Below are 22,833 nucleotides of genomic sequence, written 5' to 3'. Positions count from 1 at the left end.
TTTCTTTTGGAAAGTTGCTGGTAGTCAGCCACCGGCACTGCATCGGAGACGGGACTGGACAGCCTCACCCGCCCGTACGTTGCCCGGACGGCTCCTGATCGCCCGCCGTACGGGGGCTGGGCACCGTGACCGCGGTGAGGTTGAGGCGGGCGTCCATGTCGAGGTTCACCTCACCGTATGGGCGTACGTGGGACCAGAACAGTGGGGTCAGGCCACGCCGGTCGGCGGGCGTGAGGAGGTCGGCCCACTCCGGTTCGCCGAGGATGTCCTGGAGCATCAGGGTGTTCACGTAGACCAGGGCGGACTGGAGGATGCGCAGGCACAGGACGAACATTTCCTGCTCGTCGCGCCGGTTCGAGGCGATCTCTCCGCCCTTGCCGTAGGCGATCACGCTGTTGGCGCCGTTGGAGGACTTCATCACGTTCAGGCCCTCCTCGATCTCCCGCTGAAGGTCCCGCAGCCGCAGGTAGCGGGCGACGAAGATGGTCTTCTGAGCGCGGCCAACCTCCAGCATCGCCGCGTAGGTGGGGTGGGAGGCGTTGCGGGTGAAGCGGCGCAGGATCGCCTCGGTGGATGCGGTCCGCGTGCGGATCGCGGTGGCGTACTTGATCATTTGGTCGTACTGCTGGGCGATGAGTTCCCAGCGGATCGGACGGGTCAGCGCCGGGGTCAGCCGCGGGTAGGCGTCCGGTTCGCCGGCCACCGGCCGGTACAGCTTGACCTTGTTGATCCGCTTGATGCGCGGCAGCAGGTCGAAGTTCAGCAGCCTCGTGATGCCGAACCCAATTTCCGACTGGCCGTGCGAGTCGGTGTAGTTGGCCTCAACGTCCATGGTGGTGCCGTGCCGCATCGCGCCCTCGACCATAGCGGCGACCTCGGAGGCGGTGCAGTTGATCAGCTGGGAGTGGATCGCCAGGGACTTCTTCTCCACGTGCCAGTAGATGAGCACCCCGCGGCCGCCGTAGCGGGAGTGCCACTCGGTGAACAGGTTCTGGTCGTAGGCGCGCACGTGGGTGGAGTCGGAGGCGACCGCGGTCGAGCCCTGGCCCCAAAGGTCGGTGCTGCGGGCGGCGAAGGTGGCGTTCGCGATCTGGATGGCGATGGCGCGCGCGGCCTCGGCGGACAGGTAGCGGCGTCGTACGTAGCGCAGTTCGTCCTCGGTGTGGCCGTGGCCGCCGGAGGCGACGGCCTTGATCCCGGTGTTGGTGCCGTAGGCGTAGATCACCAGCAGCAGGCGTTCGGCCAGGACCTCCGCCGAGAGGCTGCCGCCGCCCGAGACGGAGGTGACCGCATCCAGGCAGCCGGTGCGCAGCACGGCCTCCTTGAGCATGTCGATGAGCGGCACGATGCCCCACCGGCGCTGTACCTCGCCCTTGATCCTGCGCAGGTTCTTCGGCTCGGGCTGGGCCTCGGCCGGAGTCAGCCGAATCGCCCCGGACTTCCGCTCGGCGATGTCCAGCCAGCTCAAGCGTGGCATCTGGTTGTTCAACAGCATCAGTTCGGTGGTCATCTGCTCGCGCAGCTCGTCGATGAAGACGGCCGGGTCCAGCGGCTTGCGCAGCTCGCGATAGTTCTCCTCGCGCCGCTTGGCGAAGTCCTGGGGCAGGTCCTCATCCGGGTTGCGCCACTTGTCGGCGCCGACGACCCAGACCTCCTTGCACTTGAGCTGGTCGCGCAGGGCCTGAAAGGCGACGACCTCGTAGACCATGCGCACCACCCGGCGCCGGCCCCGCTTGTCGATGCGGTGGACGACCTCGGCCCAGTCCCCGCCCATCGCCTTGTGTACCGGCACGGTCTCGCCCAGCGGGTAGTACGTGGTGTTGCCCGCCGCCGCGTACCGGGCCACCAGCGCCAGGGCCTCGATCACCGGCTGGTGGGTGTGGTTGGACGAGCGGAACTCCAGCACGTCCAGCAGCTTGATCAGCCCGCGCCGGTAGTGGTTGGTGTACGACGCCTTCAAGGTGGTCTGCACCGTGCGCCGGTAGACCGGGCCGCGGGTCTTGAACTCGTGCACCAGCTCCCGCAGCGTCTGCTCACCGCCGGACACCGCCGGGTAGACGACCTCGCGGACCGTGCCCTCCGGCTCGCCGATCGACGCCTCGGCGAGCTTGAAGAGGATGTTCTCCTTGCCCGACACCTTCTTGAAAGCGTTCACCAGCTGCTCGGTGACCTTCTTCTCCGCCCGCGCCCCGATCCGGTGCACCGTGGAGATCAGCAGCTCGACCAGCGTGTCCGTAATTTCCCGCTCCCGCTCGTACAGCAGGGCGGCCAGCAGCGTCACCCGCAGCGGCAGCGGGTGCGTGCGCAGGTGGGAAGGGGACTCCACCGCGGCCCGCGCCCGCCACCCGGCCACCACCTTCGGCGCGACGTCGGCGAACAGGTCCGGCGGCAGCCCGACCGCCCGCACCGCGAGCAGCTTGTCGATCTCGGTGAGCATCGTCTCCAGACTTACATTCCCCGGAGCCTCCTTGATCTTCCCCAGGACCGGCGGGCCGTCCTCGCCCTCACCGGCACCGGCACCGGCACCGGCCTCACCAGGTACGGCATCGTCCGCCTGGTCGGCGCCGGCGACCAGGGCGACGATCCGCTCCGTGCTCTCCAACGTGAACCGCGCCGAGATCCGTGCCGTCAGCGCCTCCTCGGCCACTCGCAGCGCGGCGCCCACGATCCGGTCACACCGCCCCGGAGTCGGCGGCTCAATGCTCTCCGTGCGGCAGCGAGCCAACAGTTCCACCCGTACCTGCTCCGGCCGTCGTTCCTTGCACGCGACGTGCTCGGCGAGCCAGGCCGTCAGCTTCTCCGCGTCCGCGACGCTGCATTCGCGGAAGCCCAGGTGCTTGCGGATCTGCGCGCGGTGGTACTCGATCGTCCGACCCGTCCACTCGTACGCCTCCAGCGCGGACGCGGGCACCCGCACCTGACGGGCGACGAACTCCACCGCCTCACCCGGCAGCTCGAACCGGCTCCTGGGGAACCGCCCGTACTGGGTGTAGAACTTCAGCAGCACGGCAAAGCCCAGTCGCGTCGCACCGCGCTTGCCGGACACGAGCTCGTGCTCGTCCTTCAGCAGCGTCCAGTGCTCGACCAGTTCGTCCAAGTCCAACGGGGTACGGGCCACGATTGTTGATCGTCCTCGCGGGGCTTCATCCACCGCAGCCGTACAGCCCCGGACTCACCCACATAGGTGACGTCCTCACAAGATCACCGCGGTTTGCGGCTGGTGACAGGGTTCTTACCAGCACCCCGACTACGCCGAGGGGCCCATCAGCGACGACCTCCGCTGGCTGCGCGGCATCGACGCCACCCTGGAACACGCAGGGCAGCTCCAGCGCGAGTGGGACGACATCCTGGTCCTCATGGACGCCTCCATGCCCGGTTCACGCAAGCTCTACGAGGACCGGGCGAAGGAGGAACGGAACGCTGACGGCTGGCACTACGCCGATGAGCTGGCCATCCGCGGCCCCGCCCTCGTCCGGGCCGCCGACCACCTGTCCCGCCGGGCGGACGCCGAGCACTCCGCGCACACGACGCGGGCGCGTGCGGCTCTCGCCCGCTCCGCCTCCGGAATTCGCGGAACCCCGCCCGCCTCTCCCCCAGCGCCGCCGGCACCCGGCGCACCGGTTCCACACCGCTCCCGCTGACCGCCCGTAGCACCGAGTCCCGGCCGGACCAAACCGCCCGATCACCAGATCCTCATGGACCACCGCCCGCCCGACGCGGTCCGGTCTGCGCTCACCGCGGCGTCGGCCGCCGGGACGTCTCGCCACGGAGAAATCCCATGAACCCAGACCACCCCCTGGTCACCGCACGGACCAGCTCCTTCTCGCCCCTCCTCGACGCGGATCCGAAACAGGATCGTGGGTACGGCTACCTCACCGGTCCCCTCCGCCGGCGGGGCCTGGAGGTCACCGTCGAGCACGGCCTGAGCGACTACATCGTCGACGTCGCCCTCCCCGACGGCAGTTCGATGATCATCTCGCCGCCGCAGGAACCGCCTTCCGAGAACCCCGGATTCCCCGAGAGCTGGACGGTGGTCCGCCACCGGGAGACCGGACCCCCGGTGTACGAGGTGATCTACGACTCCGAGCCCGACGGTCCAGACGCCCGGCACGGCGGCAGCGTCTCAAGCCTGCTCGCCGCCGTCGACACGTGCCTGGACCAGCTCGGCGTACCGCCACGCCGCGAGCAGTACCGCTCCTCACAAGAGCACGCCGCCGACCCCGTTCCACCCAGGGTGAGCGCTGCTCTCTCGCCGTCCCCGTCGGCCGGATCACACAAGGTCCGCACACCTCTGGCGGCGGAATCACCCCCTCGCGCCGCGCTGCCTCCCTCGCGCTCGTCCACCGCCCCTGGTCGCTGACCTCTTCCCGTCTCGGAACACGCCGTATGCCTCGCACCAGCAGAACCGTTCCGGCCCTCGCTCTCTCCCGTCATCGAGCCCGCACCGGATGGATCAGCCGTGCTGCCCAACTCCGCCGAAGAACTGCTCGCCGACGTCACCGTCGGCCGCCACCCCGACTACGGCATCGTCGCCGCGAACCCCAAGAACCTCCCCGCCGGCACCTGGATGCTGGAACGACTCGACTTCCGCCCCGTCCCCGGCGAGCCCACCCTGTACGCCCTGACCGACCAGCAGCGTGACGGGCAGGGCCGCGCAACCCGGGCCGTCGAGCTGCTGCGCAACGCCGACTTCCGGGTCGATGCGGACGCCGTGTTCGAGCCCTCCCTCGCACCCGGCGCAGGCCCTGCCCCGAGCCGAGTCCCGCTCGGCGAGCCCGAGGTCGCCTTCGCCGAGCATCCGCAGCTCGGCATCATCGCGGCCCTCGACGATCGCGCCTCCGGCATCACCGGACTCGCCCTCCTCGACCACGGCTGGCGACACGACCCCCGCCTGGACATCTACACGCTGCCCCCTGCCACCGGCCGGGACGAGGCCCTGGGGAAGGTCGCCGGCGCCACGCTGGATCTGTACCGCTCGGATGTCCGGGTCGCGGTGCACCCTCGTCTCGCCCAGGAGGTCGCGAACCGTCGCGCCGCACCCGCGCCGCACCCGTCCCCAGACCGCGACCGCGACCGCGGTGCCGACGCCCGCCGTTCTCCGATCAGCGCCGCCGCGCTCGCCTCCAGCCCAGCCGTCGCTGGCCTCCCGGGCAAGCGACCAGTGGCCGCCCCCGCCATCCCCGTCACGGCGGCCCAGCCTGTCGACCCGCGCATCGCCTTCTCCCGCAACCGCTGACCCAACACCCCTAAGGAATAAGCCCCATGGCTGTGAAGACCATCTGGCCGATCGATCACTCCTGCGGCCATCACTCCAACCGTGACCTGTCCGATCGGCCGGCCGACCGCCGCACAGGCTTCGCCGAATGGCTCGCCACACAGGAGTGCACCGCCTGCTGGCGCACCTCTAAGGAGGCCAACGAGCAGGACAAGGCAGCCTGGTTGGAGACCAAGCGGGCTGAGGAGCATGCCGCGTCCGAAGCCTGGTCGCAGCAGTACCGGATGCCTCCGCTGGAGGGAACCGAGCGGGCCGTCTCCTGGGGTGTGCGCTGCCGCCACCAGATCCTGGCCGCCGCCTACACCGCCCTGGTCGTCGAAGGCTTCACCAGCGAGGTCGACTGGGAGGCCGTCGAGGAGTCCGCACGCACGATCACCCGCGCCGGCTGGTGGATCGACCAGCGCTCCTCCGAGCCCGAAGACCTCCCCGAGCTAATCCAGGCTGCCACCGACGCCGACCGCCCCACCGAGAACCCTTACTTCTAGCCGTCCGGTGCCCCGCTGCGACGGGGCACCGGTCTCTCGCTTCCCATCGCCCGAGGGAGGCCCCGGTGCGGCTCGCGGTCTCTATCAGTGATCCCCGGCCGGGCCAAATCACGGATTCTGCGGATCCTCTCCCCTGTCGATCCGATTTCCCCACGTCCAGGAGCCCGTGTGCCCACCCCTTCGATCACCATCTCCTCCGAGTTCAGCGGCAGCGTCGTGGCCAGGGGTGCCGCCGACGACCTGTCCGCGATGCTCCTCAAGCACGCCGGCTTCCAGCAGATCCAGGACTGGCACGGCCGGCGCCACCGGCTTCCCACCACCACGCCGGTCGCCGACCAGGTCGCCATCGCCAGCCACGCCGCCGACATGCTCCGCGCCGCCCGCTACGACGTCGCCCTCGCACCCTCCCTGGACAAGGCCCGGATGCGCCCCCCGGCGAACCCCCTTGAGCCCTACGCCGCTGGTGCCGCACTTCTCCAGATCACCGACGAGATCAGGTCGGCCGAGAACGGCGAGGGCCTTCGGCGAGCGGTCGACCAGCTCCTCCACCCCGAGCACGGGGCCCTGGAGCGCGTCCGGGAAGCGCTGGAGGCCACCGGCGAGCACATCAACGACCTCGACGACGAGGCGTACCGGCTGGCCGACCGGTTCGGCTTCGCGGCGGACTTCGTCTGCTCGGCGCAGTCGGAGCTCGTCGACTCGGAGGACGAGCTGCGTCGTGTCGGCGGACCGTCCCGGCCCGAGGCCGAGTCGGCGACGCGCTCCTCGAACCCGTCCGCCTCCCGGAGCGCGGCGCTGGCCGTCTCGCCCGCGGCGGCTCAGGCCGACGTCGCCACCGTGGCCTTCGGTAGCGATGTCGCGGAACTCCGTTCGTCCGCCCGTCCGTCACACCTCTCCGGCCCCCGGCGGTAATCGGGATGCTCTCTTCCGCCGCGTCCTCCGCCGGTCTGTCCCGTACGTATCTCATGCGGGCGACCGACGCCATGGCCAGTGCGACGGCCACCTACGCGATCCCGCTCCTGGTCCTGGTCACCACCGGTTCAACCACCGTGACGGGTCTGGCCTTTCTTCTGGAGTGGGTGCCTCGGCTGGGTGCCTTCGCCTTCTCCGGCTCGCTGGTCGACCGGTGGGGTGCCGGTCTCGTCTTTCGGATGTCGAACCTGGTGCGCGCCACCGTGGTCGCTCTGGTCGGCGGCCTCCTGTTCGCCCTGCCGAGCGCGGGGGCGGTGACGACCGGTGTCGTGCTGGTCTTCGGCGCGGTCTCGGGCCTGCTCGCGGAGGTCTCCTTCGTCGCGGTGGAGACGCTCGGGGCGGAGACGAGCCGCCGGATGGGCGGGCAGGCCCACCGCGTGCAGGCCGTACAGACTGGCATCGACCAGGGTGCGGTGCTCGTCGGCCCGCTCCTGGGAGGCGTGCTGCTGCTGATGTCGCCCGCCGTGCTGCTGGCCGTCGTCGCCCTGCTGGCCATGATCGCCGCCGTGAGCGCATCGGGGGACGTGAACGGGATGGAGCGCAGCGCGGTGTCCAGCAGTCTGCGGACCGGGTGGGCGACGTTCCGCCGTACGCCGGCGCTCGTCTGGCTGATCGGTGGGCTCGCCGCCTCCAACCTGGCCACGGGGTTGCTGCAGGCTGCCGCCCCGATCACGGTCGTCCGCCACTTCCACGCCTCGACCGCCGCCGTGGGGGCGGTGTGGAGCGCTGCGGCCGTGGCCTCCCTGGTCGCCGTGTGGGTCAGCCGCCGGGCGATCGACCGCTTCGGCATCTGGTGGGTCGGCGTGGTGTCGGCCGCTGCCGCCACGTCGGCGTGCCTGGCGACCGCGCTGGCGCCGTCCTTCGCCGTGTACACGGTGACGATGGCGGTGGTCATGGCGGGCGAGGGCGTCATGGTCGTCGTCCTGCGCACGCTGCGTGCCCGGCTCATCCCGGCCCAGGCGTACGGCTCCACGCTCGCGGTGACGATGATCCTGGTGCTGCTGCCGATTCCGCTGGCCGGCGCCCTGGTCGCGGCCGTCCCCGCTTCCGGCCTGCCGCACCTGCTCCTCGGCTGCGCCGCCGTTCAGGGCCTGGCACTGGCTGCGTGCTTCGCCGGCCTGCGCCGGCGCCAGGACGCCTGCGAACCGCCCCGCCCAACGGCCCCGGCGCACCGCGAGGAGACCTCCTCCCCCGTGGGCGTCCTGTGACGGGCCGTTGAACGGCCCCGTACACCCTGTTCCTTCCCCTCCCCCTCTTCCCCTGACAGCCCTTTGGAGGCTCCCGTGTCCCGTTCCACCCGTCCTCTGCTGATCATCGTCGGCGGCACCGATGCGGTGTACCGCGGCTACTGCGTCGAGCGGGCCGCCGCCGCGTACCCGATCGCCCTGATCGACACCAAGCCGCCGTCCGTGCCGGGGTACCCGGTGGTCGACCACGAGGTCGCCGACACCCGCGATCCGCAGGCCGTGGTCGCCGCCGGCCTGGCGCTCGCCGCCCGGCATCCCGTCGCGGGCGTGGTGACCTGGGACGAGTACGCGCTCGTGCCGGCCGCCGAACTCGCCGCCCGCCTCGCGGTGCCCGGCAACAGCCCGCAGGCGATGACCGCCTGCCGGGACAAGGCGACCAGCCGCCGCCTGTTCGCCGAGCACGGCGTTCCCTCTGCGATCTCCACCCGGGTCGACACCCTCGCCGAGGCGACGCTCGCCGCGCGTCTGACCGGCTTCCCGGTCGTGCTCAAGCCCTCCTCCCACGCCGCCAGCATTGGCGTGGTCCGCGTCGACCGCGCAGAAGACCTCCCTTCCGCCTGGGAGTTCGCCGCGTCGGGGGCCGGTGAGCAGGGCCCGGAGGGCAGCGGGGTGCTGGTCGAGGAGTACCTGTCCGGGCCGGAGATATCGGTGGAGTGCGTGACGCGGAACGGTGTCACCACCGCGCTGGCCGTGACCCGCAAGGAGGTCGGCTTCGCCCCGTACTTCGAGGAAGTGGGCCACGTCGTGGACGCGGGTGACCCGCTCCTGGACGAGGTCGCTCCCGTCGCCGCCCAGGCCGTCCGCGCCCTGGGGATCACCTCCGGCGTGCAGCACGTCGAGATGCGCCTCACCTCGTCCGGTCCGCGGATCATCGAGGTCAACGCGCGGATCGGCGGCGATCTGATCGGTGAGCTGGTCCGCCTGGCCACCGGCCTCGACCTGCCCCGGATCGCGGCCGACGTCGCCTGCGGGAACGATCCCGACCTGGTGCGTACGACGCACTCCACCGCCGCGATCGAGATCCTCTACCCGCCGGCCAGCGGGACCCTCTCCGCCCGAAGCCTTCAGGCCGCCCCGGGCCCGGCATATCCGTGGCTGCACCAGGTGGCCTGGTTCCGCGAGGTCGGCGAGCGGGTCGTGCTGCCGCCGGCGGGCGACCTCGACACGGGCCGGGTCGGATTCCTCGTCGTCACCGCCGACAGTCCCGCCGCCGCCCACGAGCGGCTCGCGTCCCTCAGCGACGGCCTGGTCCTGTCGGTCGCTCCGTGACCCGGCCGCCGCGTTCCTCCGCCACAAGACCGGACTCGTCTCCTCGGGTGGGAGCGCGTGCTCCCCCCGGCCCGTCAGCGCCACCCTTCAGGAGGACCCGTGCCCGAGTACTACTCCAGCATCGGCGAGGCGATCGGCGCCGCGATGCAGCACAACATCCGGCTCGCCCACAGCGGCCGGAGGCCCATCGACGATCCGCCCCTTCAGGTGCGTCGTCTCCCGTCGGCCGCCGCCGACCCCTACTCCGTGCCGGGGATGATCGCCCGGCTCACCGAGGACGCCTCGCCCGACGAGGTGGCCGGGATCATCGAAGAGGTCAACGGCGCGCTCGTCGGTGCTCTGCCCCAGCTGACCGAACTCGTCGCCGCTGCCGCCGACTGGGTCCGCGTCCGCCTGGCCTTCGACGACCCGCACCACAACCCCGCCATGGAGACCTGGACCCGGCTGGCCGCCGCCCACGGCCTACTCGAAGACGTACGGGAACAGCTGGAGGCCGCGGAAGACGGCGTCGCCGCGTTCCCGGCCGAGCGCACCGATCCCCGGCACCACAAGATGATCAGCGTCCTTCGGACGCGGGAACTGCTCGACGACGTTCTCGGTGCCGGCCCGGCTGCCTCGCCTCGCCCTGCCCATGTCCCGGAACCGGACCGACGGCTCTCCGCGAGCACAGCATCGGTGCCGGTGCCCTCCTCCACTTCTCTTACCCCGCCCCGTTCTGCGGAAGGATCCCCGATGGGCAACTTGGCCGACACCTACGGCACCGACGTCGAGATCTACACCTGGGCCGACGGCCTGGTCTGGGCCGACGGACGCACCGACCTGCCCGAATCGGCGCACCGCGTCCTGCGCTCCTGCGGGTTCACCGCCCCGGCCGACCCGGGCAACCCCGCCTCCTACAGCCTCGCGTCGCACATCACCGGCCCGGACCGGCAGCTGGCCGCTTCCGCTGCCGCGAGCCAGCTGACCGACCTGGGGCACCGGATCGCGATCGACCCGGGCCTGGCCGTCGGCTACGTCGGCGAGACCGTCGACACCGACGCCCGGCGCCAGGCCGCCGCCTGCCAGACCTCGCCCGTCGCGGCGAAGGTCCGCCCCGGCACCAGTACCCCGCCGCCCGCCGCATCGCCTCCGTCCGCGGGCCGCACCTCCCCTCGTTCCCGCTGAAACGTTCCCGCCCAATCCGTAAGGAGTAGTCCCGTGGCCTGCACGAGAGCCGAGCGCGCCCCGCCCCCGCCCGCTCGCACCCCAAGGAACCGCCCGTGCCTTCCACGCGCACCAGCGCGCCGTCGACGACCACCGGCTCCGACGCGCTCCTTTACCTCCTGTTCGGCGTCCTCGGCGCCGCCATGGCCTTCGGCTCGCTGGCCTGGCTGACCGGCAACCTCACCAACTCCCTCGTCGGCAGCGGCCCGTGGGCCCCGTTCCGCGCCACCGACGCCCTGCTCCACCCGGACATGCTGTGGCCGGCCCTGAGTACCACCGCGCTGCTGGCCGGCGCCCGCGTCGTTCCCGCCCTGCTCACCCTGGCCCTGCTCACCACCGGCCTGGTGCTGTGGCTGCGCCGACGTGCCGGCGCCAAGACCGGTCTCGCCCGCAAGGGCGACCTGGCGCCGCTGCTGGACAAGGAGATCACCGCCAAGGCCAAGAGCCTGCGGCCGTCCCTCGGCGACCGGGACGACAAGGAGGTCGCTCCCGCCGACCGCGGCATCCTGCTCGGCACCCTCGACCCGGGCCGTGCCGAGGTCCGGGCCTCGTGGGAGGACGTGATCGTCGCGATCATGGCCCCGCGTTCCGGCAAGACGTCCGGCCTGGCGATCCCCGCGATCCTCGCGGCCCCCGGCCCGGTCCTGCTCACCTCCAACAAGGCGGCGAACGACGCGTTCACCGCGACGGTGGACTCCCGCGCCGAGGTCGGCACGGTCTGGACGCTCGACCCCCAGCAGATCGCCCACCACCCGCGCGAGATGTGGTGGGACATCCTCGCCGACGCCCGCGACCTGGCCGGGGCGAAACGCCTTGCCGGGCACTTCGTCGCGGCGAGCGTGGACGAGTCGAGCGGCTCCGACTTCTGGTCCACCGCCGCGTCCAACACGCTCGGCGCCCTGTTCCTCGCCGCCGCAAGCCACCGGTGGCCGATCACCGACGTGCTGGCCTGGCTCGCCTCCCCCGCTGACCGGACCCCGGTCGACCTGCTCACCGACGCCGGCCACGACGCGGTCGCCGCCCAGCTCCAGGGCACCGTCTCCGGTGCGACCGAGACCCGCGACGGCATCTATGAGACGGCGAGGCAGTACGCGAGCTGCCTGCTCGACCCGGACGTCGCCGCCTGGGTCACTCCGAACGAGGACCTCCCCGAGTTCAAGCCCCTCGCCTTCGCCACCTCCCGCGACACGCTGTACCTGCTGAGCAAGGACGGCGGCGGCAGCGCGTCGGCGATCATCGCAGCGGCGGCCGACGCCGTGATGCGCGCGGCCGTGATCGTCGCCGAGCGCTCCGGCGGACGGCTCGACCCGCCCGCCCTGTGTGTCCTCGACGAGGCGGCGAACGTGTGCCGCATCAGCGATCTGCCGGACCTGTACTCGCACCTGGGCAGCCGGGGTGTCATCCCGGTGACGATCCTGCAGTCCTACCGGCAGGGCCAGCGGTGCTGGGGCGAGGCCGGGATGGACGCCCTCTGGTCCGCCGCCACCGTCAAGATCGTCGGATCGGGCATCGACGACGCCGACTTCGCCGACCGCCTCAGCCGACAGGTCGGCGACCACGACGTCCAGACCGTCTCGGTCTCCACGAGCGAGGGAGGCAAGTCCACCTCGGTCAGCATGCGCACCGAGCGGATCCTGCCCCCGGACGCGATCCGCGCCCTGCCCAAGGGCAAGGTGCTGCTACTGGCCACCGGTCTGCGCATCGCCATGCTCAGCATCCGGCCCTGGTACAAGGAGCCCTCCGCCAAGGTGGTCGGGCCGGCCTCCGCCCGCGCCACGAAGGCGATCACCGAGCGGGCCCTGGCGAAGACCGTCGGCCACGACGACTTCGGGCGTGCGGCATGAAGGCGTCCCCGCTTCCCTCCGCGCGGCTTGCGCAGTCGCCGGCCGCCCTGTACGACGGGCGGTGGTGGCTGGTCGGCGAGACCGGTTCGGTGCCGCTCTCCGATCCGTCCTTCGTCGCCGTGCTGGACGGCTTCGCCGAGGCGCTGGCCGCCGCCGACCATGCGGTCGCCGCTCTGCGTGCCCGGTCGGACGAGCCGGTCGGCCCTCGTGCGGGAGGCCGACGGTGAACCCGCTGATGGACGCTGAGCAGGCGGTCCTCGGCGCGGTGCTCCTCGACCCCGGCCAGCTCGCGCACCTGGAGTGGCTCGCGCCTGACCACTTCTACCGGCCGGTTCACCAGGCCCTGTTCGCCGCGCTGCGCAAGCTCCGGGGCGACGGCCACCCCGCGGTGGAGGGCGAGGGGCCGGTGCCGCTGTCGTGGGTGACCGACGCGGTCGCCAAGGCCGGCCTCCATGTCAGGGGGCTGACCGCGTCGTACGCCCACCTGCTGATCTCGGCCTGTCCGCGTCCGGCGCACGCTCCGGTGTATGGCCGCATGGTGCTGGAGGGGGCGATCCACCGCACCGTCACCGAGCACGCGGTTCGACTTCACCAGGAGGCGCGCACGGGTGCGCTGCGCGGCGAGGTCGAAGGCACACTGCACCACGCGGACGTCCTGACGGAGGTGCTCACCGATCTCGCCCGGCGGTGGGGCACCGAACCGCGGCCGGTCGCGCCCGCCGCCCCGCCGGCTGTCGTCCCGTCCGCCGTTCCGTCGGCTCAGGCCGCTCGGGTGGCCGAGGACGAGACGTTCCTCCTGGCCGTCCTCGTCGAGCGGCCGGGGGCCATGGGCGAGGTGGTGGACTGGCTGCGGTCGGGGGATTTCGCCGACCCGGCCCACGGGCAGCTCTACCGGTGCCTGGGGGCGTTGCACCACCGGGGCGAGCCCGTCGATCGCCTCACCCTGCTGTGGGAGGCCCAGCGGCGCGGGCTGCTGGCCGACGGCACGCTGACGCGGGACCGGTTCGCCCTCATCTGCGGCGGTGTGGGGGCCGGCGACGCCGAATGGCTCGGCCAGCAGGTGATGCGCTCCTCGCTCGCCCGGACCGCCGCCGTCTCCGCGCGTGCCGTCCAGGCTCTGGCCGAGGATGAAGCCCTCGGTCCCGGGCGGCTGATCAACCACGCCCTGCACGCGCTCGTCCCGTTCGGCGAGGTCCGCACCCGCTGGGAGGCCGCGAACGGCCTGCCGGTCCCCCGACCGCCGGCCTCCGCAGCTTCCCCCGAGGGACCGCCGACGGCCCGGGTGCAGGCCGCCCGCAGCCGCAGCGCACCACACCCAACCCCCTCGTCCTCCGCCCGCGCCAGCCCGGTCTCCGCATCGACCACCGCTCGGCCGACTTCTCGCGGCCACCGCTGAAGCCCTCCCTTCTACGCATGGAGCACCTCATGAACAAAGATGCCCTCGCCGATGCCCTGGCCGTACGTGCCATGGCCTGGGCTTTCGACGCCCAGCGCGGCAAGCTCCCGGTCCCCGGCGACCCTCACCGCCTCCCCAGCAATGTCGCCGTCGCCCAGCAGATCTCCGAACTCGGCAAGCTGATCTCCGAGCTGGGGGACGAGGTCCTCTTCCGCACCGTCAATAACTCGCCCGGCTCGGCCACCTCCCGGACCGTCTCCAGCTTCTCTGCCGCCGTACGGCCTGCTGGGGAAGCGGCGTCCGCCCTCGGGGAAGTGGCGGAGCAGCTCGTGTTCCTGGAGCAGACCGAGCACCTGCAGGATCGGCCCGACGCCCAGGACGCCCGAAAGGCAGCAGGGCGGGTGATCGACGAGATGCTCGAGACGGCGTACACGGCCCTACGAGAGGCAGGTGACTCCCTGCACGCCGCCTCGACGGCGCTCTCGCCGCCGTCCTCGCGATTCCGAGCCGCCCTCGGCCGGACCACCACCCCCTCGCGCCCAACCGCGCTGGCTGTCACCGCACGAGCGACGACGCCCACTGTCCCTGCGGCCCGGATCGTGCGGAGCCGGTGACGTGGCCCCCGTCCCGTCCCCTCCGCTGATCGGGTCTCTCTGTTCCGGGTACGGGGGCCTCGACCTGGGGGTGCAGGCCGTTCTCGGCGGCACCCTGGCCTGGCACGCGGAGGTCGATCCGAACGCCTCGCGCGTCCTGGCCCGCCACTGGCCCGGCGTCCCCAACCTGGGTGACATCACGACCGTCGACTGGTCCACCGTCCCCCGGGTGTGCGTCCTGACGGCCGGCTTCCCCTGTCAAAGACGTCTCGGTCGCCGGCCGCCGGGCCGGACTCAACTCCCACACCCGCTCGGGGCTGTGGCTGCACGTCGCCCGTGCGGTCGAGGCCCTCCGACCCTGCTTGGTAGTGATCGAGAATGTGCGCGGCCTCCTCACCTCGCCCGCCGGTTCCCCTGGCGACGTGGAACCCTGCCCGTGGTGTCTGGGAGACACCGCAGGTCAGCCTCCTCTGCGGGCACTCGGTGCCGTACTCGGATCCCTGGCCGAACTCGGGTACGACGCGAAGTGGCTCGTGCTTCGCGCCTCCGACGTCGGAGCCCCGCACCGGCGCGAGCGGACCTTCCTGGCGGCCTGGCCCGCCGGAGACCCTGCTCAAGACGCCGACCAGCAACATCGGCAGGAACGGCGGCTCCCAGCATCCCGCGAAGAGGAAGAGCGGGGGGCATGGTCCGAACCTGGCCGACGAGGTCGAGTGGCTCCTGCCGACCCCGAAGGCGTCGGACGGCGTCAAGGGCTCGCCCAACCAGCGGCACGGCAACGGGGACATGACTCTGCCCAGTGCGGCGGCCTCGCTCTCCCCCGCCCGGCGGATGACCGGCACGGGCCGTCGATCCGGCAAGGAACGGCGCCCGCCCCTGCCGACGGTGTTCCTGCCGCTGTGGGCGGAGCCGTGCCCGGAAGCCGGGGAAACGAGCGGCGATGGGGACCGTACGCAGCCGCCATCACCCGATGGGAGAGGCTCACCCGTCCCGCGCCGGCGCCCACCGACGCGGCTGGTCGGCTGCGCGCCGACTTCGTCGAGTGGATGCAGGGCCTTCCCAGCGGCTGGGTCACCGCCACCCCGGGACTCGGACGTCCGGCGCAGCTCACCGCGCTCGGCAACGGCGTCGTTCCCCAACAGGCGGCACGGGCCCTGCAGCTGCTGGCCCCGCCGTTCCCGCGCTGCCCACGCTGCACGGGCGATGGAGCCTGTTGAATCCCCCACTCAATGACTGTTCTTGTCCGGTGTGCCAACGGTTGCTGTCGGCATCGATGAAGACGGGAGAACGCACGCAGCACAGAGCACCAGACGTTTCCGGCACCGTGGCGGACACGAGACTGGCCTCATCGATGCCCAGCAACCCGACGTGGGGCACCTGGCTGCGCAGGCAGACACGTCCCGGCGACCGCCTACCGAATCACCTGGCACACCCTGTTGTCGTCCATCACCTCGTACACATCGATGCGCAGCAGCTCGCGGACATGGAGCGGGACTCGTTCGGCAGCCTTGACTGACGGCGAGGGCACGACGAGCGCATAGCGTATGTGAGGGTCCTGGCTCGTCATGCGGCGTAGCAGCTGGCCGTAGGCGATGTCGGCGTCGATGCCTTTCTCGCTGGTGCGGCCTTTGGCTTCGCAGATCAGCCGCTCGTGGTCGCGTACGGCCTCCAGGTCGGTCCAGCGGTCCGTGGGGTCGACCGGGGTCCAGCCCTCGGCCAACAGCCACGTGCGGAAGGCGTCGGTGACGCGGTCCTCGTCGCTGTCGCGGGCCAGGAGCTTCCGCAGCGACTCCAGGTCGGCCTTCTCGTTGCGGCGCAGCCGTCCGCGGCTGTCCGCGTCGAGGTCGGCCGGGCGGACGACGATCAGCCGTAGCCCGTGTGCGGGGATCTCCGTGTCACGTCGGGCGTCGTACAGGGCCCGCTGCTCGCCCCGGTGGACACCGCTCACGGTCAGCCGGTCCGGCTTGTCGAAGTGAGGCATCGGCTGGTCGTGCTGCAGTTCGCGGTACTCGACAACGAGCTCGTGACCGGGCCAGTAGGCGTCGACGGGCAGCTTGACCCGGCGGCCGTTGGTTCCAGGATCTCCCAGCAGCCAGTCGAACTTGTGCTGCGTCAAGGCGCTCTCGTGGAGGATCCGGTTGCACAGATCGACGACGTATGCCTCGTCACTATCATCTCTCGTTCCCATGACCGGGCATCCTGCCACCCCCGACTGACAACTGCCCCCAGGCCAGCGAGCCTCACCTCACGGACCGCACCCAGCGCCAGAGCACCGCGCCCGGGGAGGGGAAGACCGACGTCCCCGCCCAGGGCTCGCGCGCCCCGTGAGCGTTCACGGGTTGCGCCGTTCGGTCTCAGGCGGAACGCAGCAGATCAGCCGCCTGACGCAACGTGTCCAGGATCTCCTGGCGGGCCGCAGGCCGGGAGGCAAACACCCGCGGACTGGGATGCCATGTGGCGAGAGTGTGGACCTTGGGCGCGTACTGCTCCTGATAGGCAGCCCAGCCGGCTTGCGCCTTGCGCCCCATCAGGACGACCACCTCCAGCGCGGGAAGCATCGAGATCACCTCATGCAGGAACGGCGCCGCGCGCTGTATCTCCGTCCGCCCGGGTGCGGCAATCCGGTCCGCGGTGCCCAGGTACCACGGCACGACGTTCCAGTGCACAGACAGCTCATAGGGCAGACCCGCCTCGTCTCGCAGTGTCCAGCAGTTCTGCGCGGTCGGATCGTCGTTGTCGATGGAGATCATGCCGCTGCCCGTACGGCGCAGGGCAGCTTCCGCCCCCATGGACTTCTGGCCGGGCGCCTCCAGAAGGAACAAGCTGCGCGCTTCAACGCCCCCGGACGCGGGATCGAACCACGGCACGGACTCGCCGTCCCCGAGACGTTCGCGCAAATTCTCCACCCAGTCGTTCAAAGGACGTACGGCAGGTACGGTCCGCACAGCCTCCAGCCGTGCCTGCAGGGCTTCGGGATCGCGCAGAGCCCGAGGAGCCGTGGAACGAAGATGATCGCGTGACGTCATGGACCGCAGTGTGCCAGGCCCATCTGACATCAGTAGCCGGCCTCCAAACACCCCACCTGTCCCTCCCCCATCCGAAACCGGATCAAGCGCGGAAGGGAAACAGCTCCGGCCGTTTTCAAAATGCCTCACCAGCGGCCGAATAGTAGCGCTCTACCGGGTTTTTCCGGCCGGGCCAAACCGCGGTTTCTCCAGATCCTGTCGGGCATGTCGCCGTCTCACAGATGGAGCACGCTCTCATGTCCGACACCAGCCCGACCACCCCTGCCCCCGGTTCCGGTCCTGAGCCGTTCCGGGTCTCCGACGAAGACCTCGACGACCTCGCCAGCGCCCTCGCCCAGACCATCGCGGAGGTCAAGCGGCACGGCGTCATCCTCGACCGCCTCGGCTCCGAACCCGACCCCGTGCCTCCTGCCGACCAGCAGGAGGACGGAGCTGCGGAAGCCGAGGCGGACGACCCGGAACAGACCGACGGCCCTGCCTCAGTGTTCATCGTCGCCCTGGGCGGCGAGGCGTACGCCGTCGAACTCGCCGCCCTCAGCAACTGGGTGAACCACCTCCTCCTGCCGGTGTACGGCCGGGAGATCAGCACAACGCGCCCGTGGTGCGCGCAGTGGCACGACCACCCCGAGGCCGTCGCCCGCCTCCACGCCCTCTGGCTCGCATGGCAGCAGCTCACCGACACGCAGGCCGGCCTGGCAGGCCCCTCCACGTGGCACCGCGACCACCTGGACCAGGCCCTGGTGCACCTGCGCGCCCCGGACGGTCCGTTCGCCGCGTGCACGACGAGCCCGACCCGGCCCAACCACCGGGTCCTGTCCACTCCCGCTCCCGAGCACACGGAGGCGGAGGCATGAACGACGACTTCGACTTCGACTTCGATCTCGACGAACTCGCCCCCGCCGATCCCGCCTCCGCGGACGCAGTGGAGCGATTCTGGTCCGGCGACCTGAGGGCGCTGTCCCAGCACCACACCACGCCCAACGGCTCCCACAGCTTCGTCGTCGCCCACGATCAGTCCGTTACGTGGGGGGTGCCCGGCGAGCCACAGATCATGGCGATCGCGGTCGCGCGAGACCTGAGCCGGTTCACGTTCACCCTGGAAACGAGCTACCACGCCACGGTGTCCTTCGCCCAGGCGTGGCTGGTCGAGCGCGGCTGCCCGCCCGAGAAGATCGCCAAGATCCACGGCGACGCCGTGAAGCCTGCCGACGATCTCACTCTCCAGGTCGAGCAACAGATCCGGGGATCGGGCACCCGGTACGAGGTCCTCGACACCCACACCTCGGACTTCGACCCGAGCGAGACGTGGACACTGACCCGGGACACCCAGCCTTCCGAAGCGCCGATCCGGGTCTTCCACGAAATGTGGGACCACGCCGCCGGCACGTACACGATGCGCGAGGGCGCGTTCGCAGACGAGGACGCCGCCCACGCCTGGCTGGACGACCGAGACGGCCCGCTGCCCGAGCCACCGGAGTACCGCTACGCCGACGGCGCCGTACTCCGGGCCCGCGCCGCCCTCTCCCGGTCGGCCGACACCCCCGCGATACCGAAGGCCGGCGTCGCCGCCCCCCGCACACCGCCAGCCGCACCAGGCCGCCGCCCGGCCCAAGGACAGCTGCTGTGAGCCGTGCCCGCTTCGCCTTCGCCGCGCACCCCGACGCCATCGCGGACCTGCGGGAACTCCCGGACACCATCCGCGACCTGGCGCTGCTGGAACTGCAGAACCTGGTCCACGGAAGCGACGACTGCCTGCCGTTGAAGGGCCGCCTCGCCGGCTACCACAAGGTCTACGTCGACCCGTCCGTGTCCTACCGGCTGGTCATCCAGTTCCGCCCGGCCCCTCCGACCTCGAACCACAAGCGCGAGATCTACCTGGTCGCCGCCGGGAGCCGGAAGGACTACGCGGTCTACCGCACGGCCCACCTACGCACCGCCCCGACGCAGGACACCGCGGCGGCCTCCGCCGCCGAGGCCCGCGTCCAGGCCGCCCGGTCCCGCTCCTCCCTCACCGCCGGCCGCCCGCCAGCCTCCCCGGCAACTCCCGTCCCGGCGGTCCCCGCCACGGCCGCCGCCTCCCGAAAGGCCCCCTCGCGATGACCGACGACCGCGCCCCCCTGTCCCGTAACGAACTCGCGGGCCTTCTCACCGAGGCCGCGCAGAGCGTCTCGGGCATCGTGACCGCCGAGTACCCGACGGCCGCCAGCCGCTCCTACCTGCACCCTGTGCTGGGCCCGCTGTCCGCCGGACCCCGGGTGGTCGGTGAGCTGAACGACCGGCTCGAAGGGCTGGTGGCCGCCGTGCCCCGCCCGGCCACGCCGGCAGGACTGTTCACCCTTGCCTCCTACGCCGCCGCGCTGGGCTGGCTCACCGAGTCCTTCACCGAGCTGACCGCCTCGGTCGACCAGATATGCACCCGCGTGGGCATCCCCTCCGAGCCCCGGGACCCGGCCTTCGCCGTGTCCGGCGATGCCGGCCAGGACGGCGAGTTCGATCTCGCGTTCAACGCGCTGGAGCTGGCGGCGATCCGGACCGCCGCCGAGGCCGCCGGCCTCTCACCGAACGACTACGTCGAGGTCCTCTCCCAGTCGCTGCTCGCCGCCTCCCGGATCACCGACGCCTGCACGGAGATCTCCAGCGGCCTGCTCGAAGACGCCGCGTACGTCCTGGACGAGGCGAGCGACCACGTCCGGACCGACGACGGACCGAACAACCTGCCCACCCTGGTCCGTTCCCTGCTCGCCCGGATGGAGACGGCCCGGTGAACTCCTACGACCCGAACGAGGAGCCCGGTCTCCACCTCGTCGCCGAGACGCTCGGCGTCTCGGAAGTCACCACGCTCAACACCACGTACCGCCCCGGCAGTCCGCTGTACCGGGCTGCGACACGGGTGATCGGGGCCGCGTACGAACTTGATGCCCGGCACGACCAGGTGACGGACGCCGCCAAGGACGCTCTCCGGCTACTCGGACCCGTCGGGGACGGCAAGCTCAGCGGTGCACGCGTCTCGTACGCGAGCCTGCGGAGTTCGATCCCGAGGCTCGGAGACCTCATCGCTCAGCAGGATCGGGCCTACGACCGTCTCGTCGAGGCCGTCTCCGCGTACCGGCGTCTTCTGCCCGAAGCCGGCACCGAGCGCTCGACGGTGAAGGCCCGCGAGGCGGACCGGGAGCAGGATGCCGGCCGGGACGACGACTGGGCCATCGCGGGTGATCGCCGGCTCAGGGCTCTCGAAGCCGCCGAGGCCGGCGGCCTCCGATTCCACGAGAGCGCGCTCTACGGCTACGCCTACCTCTCGAACAGTCGACGCCCGAGCGCCGCCCCTCGGGTCTGGCCCGAGACCGTTCAGCGGCTGGTCGCCGACGGACTGCTGCACCAGGACACCAGCGAGAGCCTGTACCGGCCCGGACAGCTCCTCTCACTCACTCCGCGAGGCGAAGTCGCCCTGCGGGAAGCGCGTACGGCGGCACCGCGCGTGAACGCCGCCCTCATCCGCAGCAGCCCTCCGGCCGGCCCCGGTCTCGTCGCCGACTCGACCGCCGCGCCCGTCGCCGGGACGGCCAGCACGGCCTCCCGCTCTCGCTGACTCCATCCCGACAGGACGCTTCCATGCCCACTCCCGCTCAGCCCCCCGCCTTCTCCTTCGCATCGATCGACGCGCAGCACGTCGAGGACGCACTCGCCCTGATGGGGCCGAATTGGACCACCTGGATGGTGATGACCCTGGCCCAGGAGCGCAGCCCCCTGCGTGTACGGGATGCCGCCGCCCGGCTCCCCTTCATCAGCGAGCAGTACGTCGGCAGGCGGCTGGCCACGATGCACTCCAACGGGCTGGTCGTCCGGGCCGACGAACGTCGTGGAGCCCCGTACCGGCTCAGCGCGCTCGGCGAGTCCCTGATACCGGTCTACCGCACGCTGGCCGACTGGTCCCGCGCCTACCTGTCACCCGGCGCGATGGCCGAAGCCGAGCGCGTCGAGGACGCCGTGCAGCGCCTGCGGCTGCGGCACACCACCGCCATGGTCCAGGCTCTCGACGTGAACGGCCCGATGCGGTTCGTCCACGTCGCCGAGCAGACCGGCCTGGACTACAGCCACACCCAGCAGCGCCTGCTCCGGCTCCAGGCCGACGGCCTGGTCACCCGCACGGACCCGCGCCACGGCGCCCCCTACGTCCTGACCGACGCAGGCCGGGCACTGGGCCCCGTCTACGCGGTCGTCGGCCACTGGAGCGCTGCCCTGCCCACACAATGGGCCCCGCCGCCTCCCGCCCCCGTCGCAGCAGCCCAGCGAACCCACCCCAGCGTCCCGTTGGGGGCGGACGGTGCCCGGACCGCAGCGGCCCTGCGCCGGAGCACCGCTGTGCCGGCCTCCCTGTTCAGCCACGCCCCCCAGCCGCAACCGCGGGTGCCGTCCTACGTGACCGCCCAGTCCACTCCGGGGCGGTCACGGTGAGCCGGGTGGTGCCGAGAACCGCGGCGCCCCTCCGTCGACACGGCGTCCGCGCGCTCCTGCCGTCCAACTCGCTGCGCGCGCGGGCCCCTCCCTCCTCCCTCCGCGCCTGGAGCTTCGACTATGTCCCCCTTTTCCGACCCGTCCCGCTATGAAGAGGTACTGGTCAGTCCCCTGTACCTTGCCGGCTCCAACGGGGCCGGTGACGCCGGCTTCGCCCCCGTGGCCCACTGGCCGCACCATTACCTCGACGACGGCCCCTGCCAGCTCCTCGTCACCTCGCCCGACCAGCGGATCCGGATCGGCTGGTTCGGCGACGACTTCGAGCTGTGGAAGATCACCGCCTCCGAGGAGGCCGTCGCCCTGCCCCGCTGGACGGCCACTTTCAACCACGTCACCCCGCCCGAGCTGGTGGGTGCCTTCACCGCCGCCCTTGCTGAGGACTACGCCGCGTCCGACCCGTACGAAACCAACGGCCGCTTCCTGGCAGACCCGTCGGTCTACTGGACCGATTCCCTCCAACTGCTCCTCGACGACGGCTGGCGCCGTGAGCCTGCCATGCACGGCACCGTCACCGTCAGGGCTCCCGACGGACAAGCAGGCGCTCTGATCCGAACCAGCCATCCCCGCTGGGGCGACGAGACCGTCACGTTGTGGGCCGGTCCCCGGGGCTGGGGTACGCGGGCGGAGGCGGTGTTCACGTCCCGTACTCCGTCCCATCTGATCGCTGCGACGGCTGCGGCCATGGCGAGTTCGGCCCCGGTGATCCGCGAGCGGCACATGATCCACCGCGAAGTGGAACACCTGGTCACGCTGACCCCGGTCGCCCCGGCTGCCGCTCCTCAGGGCTCTCGTGCTCCGACCCCGCTCGACGTGCGACGTACCGCCGTCACCGAGGCCGTCCGCCGCGCCGCGCGCGCTCCACGGACAGCCGCCGACCTCCGCGTGATGGCGGCTCAGAGCCGCACCACGTCCTCGGCCCGCATGCGGTCCTCCACCCTTGCGCCCGCCGCCGCAGCCCGGCCGCCGGTCGCTTCGCCGCCGCGCCGACACAGCCGCTGACTCCCACCCGGC

General features: G+C 71.5%; 23 protein-coding genes and 1 pseudogene. 21 read left to right on the top strand and 3 right to left on the bottom strand.

Annotated features, from left to right (window positions below; translation table 11 throughout):
* Positions 1-64: 64 nt before the first annotated feature.
* Positions 65-3,097 carry a Tn3 family transposase gene (locus IE245_RS14665; RefSeq protein WP_229851278.1) on the bottom strand — a complete coding sequence of 1,011 codons (3,033 nt, stop codon included), beginning with the start codon at positions 3,095-3,097 and terminating at the stop codon, positions 65-67.
* A 259-nt stretch (positions 3,098-3,356) separates the two neighbouring features.
* On the opposite strand from IE245_RS14665, the gene IE245_RS14660 reads away from it, so the two are divergent.
* The 14 genes and pseudogenes from IE245_RS14660 to IE245_RS14600 all read left to right on the top strand — a co-directional run bounded on the left by IE245_RS14660 (position 3,357) and on the right by IE245_RS14600 (position 15,501).
* Complete coding sequence (locus IE245_RS14660) at positions 3,357-3,641, top strand: hypothetical protein (protein WP_189947376.1); 285 nt, start codon at positions 3,357-3,359, stop codon at positions 3,639-3,641.
* A gap of 137 nt (positions 3,642-3,778) precedes the next feature.
* Positions 3,779-4,360 (top strand): hypothetical protein, encoded by a 582-nt coding sequence (locus IE245_RS14655; protein WP_189947374.1) that lies wholly within the window; start codon positions 3,779-3,781, stop codon positions 4,358-4,360.
* Positions 4,361-4,459: 99 nt separating this feature from the next.
* The gene (locus IE245_RS14650) at positions 4,460-5,236 is read left to right on the top strand and encodes a hypothetical protein (protein ID WP_229851277.1); all 777 of its coding nucleotides are present in this window, start codon (positions 4,460-4,462) and stop codon (positions 5,234-5,236) included.
* Between the two features lie 26 nt (positions 5,237-5,262).
* Positions 5,263-5,760: a hypothetical protein gene (locus IE245_RS14645; RefSeq protein ID WP_189947371.1), complete on the top strand. Its 498-nt coding sequence runs from the start codon at positions 5,263-5,265 to the stop codon at positions 5,758-5,760.
* Between the two features lie 168 nt (positions 5,761-5,928).
* A complete protein-coding gene (locus IE245_RS14640) occupies positions 5,929-6,672 on the top strand; it encodes a hypothetical protein (RefSeq protein WP_189947369.1) in 744 nt (247 codons plus the stop codon).
* A gap of 5 nt (positions 6,673-6,677) precedes the next feature.
* On the top strand, positions 6,678-7,940 hold the full coding sequence (locus tag IE245_RS14635) for an MFS transporter (protein WP_189947367.1): 1,263 nt from the start codon (positions 6,678-6,680) through the stop codon (positions 7,938-7,940).
* A 75-nt stretch (positions 7,941-8,015) separates the two neighbouring features.
* Positions 8,016-9,248 (top strand): ATP-grasp domain-containing protein, encoded by a 1,233-nt coding sequence (locus tag IE245_RS14630; protein ID WP_189947366.1) that lies wholly within the window; start codon positions 8,016-8,018, stop codon positions 9,246-9,248.
* A 99-nt stretch (positions 9,249-9,347) separates the two neighbouring features.
* The gene (locus tag IE245_RS14625; protein WP_189947363.1) at positions 9,348-10,412 is read left to right on the top strand and encodes a hypothetical protein; all 1,065 of its coding nucleotides are present in this window, start codon (positions 9,348-9,350) and stop codon (positions 10,410-10,412) included.
* A 95-nt stretch (positions 10,413-10,507) separates the two neighbouring features.
* Positions 10,508-12,295, top strand: a complete 1,788-nt coding sequence (locus IE245_RS14620; protein WP_189947360.1) for a type IV secretory system conjugative DNA transfer family protein — start codon at positions 10,508-10,510, stop codon at positions 12,293-12,295.
* The gene (locus IE245_RS14615; RefSeq protein ID WP_189947357.1) at positions 12,292-12,522 is read left to right on the top strand and encodes a hypothetical protein; all 231 of its coding nucleotides are present in this window, start codon (positions 12,292-12,294) and stop codon (positions 12,520-12,522) included. The genes IE245_RS14620 and IE245_RS14615 overlap by 4 nt, the downstream gene beginning before the upstream one ends.
* Positions 12,519-13,691, top strand: a complete 1,173-nt coding sequence (locus tag IE245_RS14610) for a DnaB-like helicase N-terminal domain-containing protein (RefSeq protein WP_189947356.1) — start codon at positions 12,519-12,521, stop codon at positions 13,689-13,691. The genes IE245_RS14615 and IE245_RS14610 overlap by 4 nt, the downstream gene beginning before the upstream one ends.
* A 29-nt stretch (positions 13,692-13,720) precedes the next feature.
* Positions 13,721-14,305 carry a hypothetical protein gene (locus IE245_RS14605; protein ID WP_189947354.1) on the top strand — a complete coding sequence of 195 codons (585 nt, stop codon included), beginning with the start codon at positions 13,721-13,723 and terminating at the stop codon, positions 14,303-14,305.
* A 1-nt stretch (position 14,306) separates the two neighbouring features.
* A pseudogene (locus IE245_RS37935) lies at positions 14,307-14,486 on the top strand (DNA cytosine methyltransferase); the annotation flags it as partial.
* 115 nt (positions 14,487-14,601) lie between these two features.
* Positions 14,602-15,501 (top strand): DNA cytosine methyltransferase, encoded by a 900-nt coding sequence (locus tag IE245_RS14600; protein WP_373305330.1) that lies wholly within the window; start codon positions 14,602-14,604, stop codon positions 15,499-15,501.
* A gap of 194 nt (positions 15,502-15,695) precedes the next feature.
* On the opposite strand, the gene IE245_RS14595 is transcribed toward IE245_RS14600, so the two are convergent.
* Both IE245_RS14595 and IE245_RS14590 read right to left on the bottom strand, forming a co-directional pair.
* On the bottom strand, positions 15,696-16,472 hold the full coding sequence (locus tag IE245_RS14595; protein WP_189947353.1) for a hypothetical protein: 777 nt from the start codon (positions 16,470-16,472) through the stop codon (positions 15,696-15,698).
* 166 nt (positions 16,473-16,638) lie between these two features.
* Positions 16,639-17,310 (bottom strand): uracil-DNA glycosylase, encoded by a 672-nt coding sequence (locus IE245_RS14590; RefSeq protein WP_189947350.1) that lies wholly within the window; start codon positions 17,308-17,310, stop codon positions 16,639-16,641.
* Between the two features lie 236 nt (positions 17,311-17,546).
* Between IE245_RS14590 and IE245_RS14585 the strand changes: the two genes are divergently transcribed.
* From IE245_RS14585 to IE245_RS14555, 7 genes are all read left to right on the top strand, one after another.
* Positions 17,547-18,164: a DUF4913 domain-containing protein gene (locus IE245_RS14585; protein ID WP_189947348.1), complete on the top strand. Its 618-nt coding sequence runs from the start codon at positions 17,547-17,549 to the stop codon at positions 18,162-18,164.
* On the top strand, positions 18,161-18,937 hold the full coding sequence (locus IE245_RS14580; protein WP_189947347.1) for a glycosyl hydrolase: 777 nt from the start codon (positions 18,161-18,163) through the stop codon (positions 18,935-18,937). Before IE245_RS14585 ends, IE245_RS14580 begins: the two co-directional genes overlap by 4 nt.
* Positions 18,934-19,410 (top strand): nucleoside-diphosphate kinase, encoded by a 477-nt coding sequence (locus IE245_RS14575; RefSeq protein WP_189947345.1) that lies wholly within the window; start codon positions 18,934-18,936, stop codon positions 19,408-19,410. Before IE245_RS14580 ends, IE245_RS14575 begins: the two co-directional genes overlap by 4 nt.
* Positions 19,407-20,075, top strand: a complete 669-nt coding sequence (locus tag IE245_RS14570) for a hypothetical protein (protein WP_189947342.1) — start codon at positions 19,407-19,409, stop codon at positions 20,073-20,075. The genes IE245_RS14575 and IE245_RS14570 overlap by 4 nt, the downstream gene beginning before the upstream one ends.
* A complete protein-coding gene (locus IE245_RS14565) occupies positions 20,072-20,896 on the top strand; it encodes a large ATP-binding protein (protein WP_189947340.1) in 825 nt (274 codons plus the stop codon). Before IE245_RS14570 ends, IE245_RS14565 begins: the two co-directional genes overlap by 4 nt.
* Positions 20,897-20,919: 23 nt before the next feature.
* On the top strand, positions 20,920-21,762 hold the full coding sequence (locus IE245_RS14560; protein WP_189947338.1) for a winged helix-turn-helix transcriptional regulator: 843 nt from the start codon (positions 20,920-20,922) through the stop codon (positions 21,760-21,762).
* 120 nt (positions 21,763-21,882) lie between these two features.
* Positions 21,883-22,821 carry an SPDY domain-containing protein gene (locus IE245_RS14555; protein WP_189947336.1) on the top strand — a complete coding sequence of 313 codons (939 nt, stop codon included), beginning with the start codon at positions 21,883-21,885 and terminating at the stop codon, positions 22,819-22,821.
* Positions 22,822-22,833: the final 12 nt, after the last annotated feature.

Origin of the sequence: Streptomyces roseolus (genome assembly GCF_014649855.1) — a bacterium.
Classification (GTDB): Bacteria; Actinomycetota; Actinomycetes; order Streptomycetales; family Streptomycetaceae; genus Streptomyces; species Streptomyces roseolus.
This window is presented reverse-complemented; position numbering and strand designations above follow the sequence as displayed.